The 2,628-nt window shown below is 60.9% G+C and carries 2 protein-coding genes; both read right to left on the bottom strand.

Translation table 11 applies throughout. From position 1 onward, the window contains the following. Nucleotides 1–1,711 (bottom strand): DEAD/DEAH box helicase (locus AC1DP3_RS18125; RefSeq protein ID WP_477295736.1); only part of this gene is annotated, 1,711 nt, incomplete at its 3' end. Continuing rightward, on the bottom strand, nucleotides 1,708–2,628 hold a 921-nt coding region (locus AC1DP3_RS18120; protein ID WP_477295734.1), incomplete at its 5' end, for a type IIL restriction-modification enzyme MmeI. The genes AC1DP3_RS18120 and AC1DP3_RS18125, both read right to left, overlap by 4 nt.

Genomic DNA, 2,628 nt, shown 5'->3' with positions numbered 1-2,628 from the left:
GGAAGGGGTTCACCGAGTCGATGAGGTTGATGCTGAGATCGTCGATGTTCACGAACTTCTCGGCCAGCTTGATGAAGCGCTTGTCGCCGACCTCACGCACCTCGCCGGTCTTGATCACCGAGTCCACCACGACCTGCTGGCGGACCTCCTCGATCTCCGCCTCAGTCAGGTCCGGGTACTTCTCGCGGATGATCTTCGGGATCAGCACCTTGTTCGTCGTCTCGGGGTCCACCGAGCCCGCGGCCGCTTTCGCAAAGGTGTCATCCTGGAGGATGGTGGCCTTCAGGTCGTTCAGGTCTGTTTCGACGATCTGCTTCACCCGCGCTGTCGAGGGCTCCTTGAATCCCTTGATCTTCAGCTCGCCTGGCTTCTTCGCGTCGTCACCGTCGAATTTCTTCGTCTTGAACTGGAAGTTCTGCGCCAGCACCTGCTCCATGAGCAGCGACGCGGTGATCGCCTTGAGCATGTTATTCACTGACACCTTTACCTCACCCTGCGAGGCGTCCGGCTCGGCGATCAGGTTCGTGAATTGGGCGTGGGACTTACCTTCGGAGTCGCGCGTGACCCGACCAATGATCTGGATGACCTCGGTTAGCGACGCCCGATAGCCGACCGTCAGCGCGTGTTCCGCGAAGGGCCAATCGAAGCCCTCCTTCGCCATGCCCAGGGCGATGATGACGTCCACGGCATCCCGATCCTTGGAGGCCGTGTGCGTCAGATAGTGCAGCGTGTCCCCGCGCTTCTTCAGATCGGTATCGTCGACGAGGTCTGCGACGCGCAGAACCGCGCCCGTGTCCCTTCGACGCACGCTGATGACGCCCGTTTCGGGGTCGGCCTCTCCCTCGACGTGGCCGAGGACGTCGAGGATGTACCCGACCTCCTCGAGCTTGTCCTTCGTCGATTCACCGGAGTTGACGTTCGGAATGTGCACGATCGTCTTCTTGTCGAGGTCGAGAACCTCGCCGATCGCGTCGGTGTACCGGCCCTGGTAGAAGTGGTGGCCGATGCCAAGCGATTGCAGGTGCTCGTAGCCATTGAGCTGGTCGTAGTAGTTGAAGGTTACCGGGGTGAACTTCGCCTCGTCCTCCGGCGAGAGCACCGGCACCGAGTCGCCGCGGAAGTACGAGCCCGTCATCGCGACGATGTGCGCATCGGAGCCGTTCATTACATCGCGCAGCAGCGCACCCAGGCGGCTCGACTCGGTGTCCGCAGAGACGTGGTGGAACTCGTCGATCGCCAGCACTATGCCGTTGAACGCCTCGGGAGCGAGCTTCTCGAACGCGAACCGCAGTGTGGCGTGGGTGCACACTAGCGTCGCGTCAGAGCCCTCGAGAAACCCGATGAACGCGTCGACCTTGCCGGCCGAAGACCCAGCATCGCAGAGGTTGTTCTCGCGCTTGATATCCCAGTCGGCGAAGAAGCCGAACTTCGTCAGACTCGTTGGCGCGAAGGACGCACCGATCGAGCGCTCGGGCACCGCCACGATGACCTTCTTGCGGTCCTGGTTGTAGAGCTTGTCGAGTGCCACAAACATCAGCGCGCGAGACTTGCCGGATGCTGGCGGAGCCTTGATTAGGAGGTGCTGCGCTTCCCGCTTGGCGAAGACCCGCTGCTGCATCGCGCGCATGCCCAGATTGTCCGTGTTCACCGACGCCTTCGTCTGGGCATAGGTGACGTCGACGACGTTGACGGGCTTCTTGATCGCGTTCACTTTACTGGCCTCCGGGTCTTCTTGGCCGGGGCCTTCGCGGCCTCCTCGGCGGTCATGCGCTCGTACATCTCGAACAGGTCAGAGAGGCGCTGCTCGTCGGTCTCGTACGGCCGCTTCGAGTAGATCGAGTCAACCAGCGCGTCGACCTCGGCATGCGCCTCGCGTAGGTCATTGGGCATCGTGTCTGGGTCGTACAGGTCGGCGAGCGTCTGCTCGCAGTGGTACTCGCGAACGTCCAAAACGCGCAGCGCGGCGACGGTCAACTTCTCCTTCATGGCATCCGAGAGCGAAGGCACGGGAAAGTTGTTGTAGACGATCGTGTTCGAGTAGCTAAGTCGGTTCTCAAGCCGACCGGTTACCGCTTCGGTCCAAGCCATGTGAACCCTCGACGTGAGCACTCCAAACACCCATAGCTCAGCGTCATACAAGACGTATGCCCTGTTCGAGACAACCGATTCCTTGCCGAGGAATCCCATGGGGATGTACGGTCTCCGTTCTGACGAGACGCTCGGTACGACGATGGAGTCAGTCGGCTTGTACGCGGGCTGCTTGAATCGCCACGGCTTGAGAGCGAGATCGCGGGTCAACTTGTCATTCCGCGACTCCCGAAACTCGGCTACTCGTTCGAGTCGTTGCGCGATGAGGGGGTTTCGTCTGGCCAGTTCGGAATCTCTGTCCTCAATCCAGAGGCAATACCGATGCGTACCGTTGATAAATTCCGACGAACCTACGTACCTCTTCACAAACACGTCGGTCTCAGGSACGGCGCTGACGATGATGTCGCGCTCGCGCTCGTCGAGTATCAGCCAACCGGCGTCAGAGGGCATGGAACCACGCACCATCTTTGGGAATCCGATACCCAGCGCCGTCGATCGACGCTCGAGCGTGATCGAGGGGCCATCTGCAAGGTACCCGTT

The organism is Microbacterium sp. P5_B6, from assembly GCF_056400345.1.
Note: the sequence above shows the minus strand (reverse complement) of the source record. Positions and strands in the feature narration are given on the sequence as shown.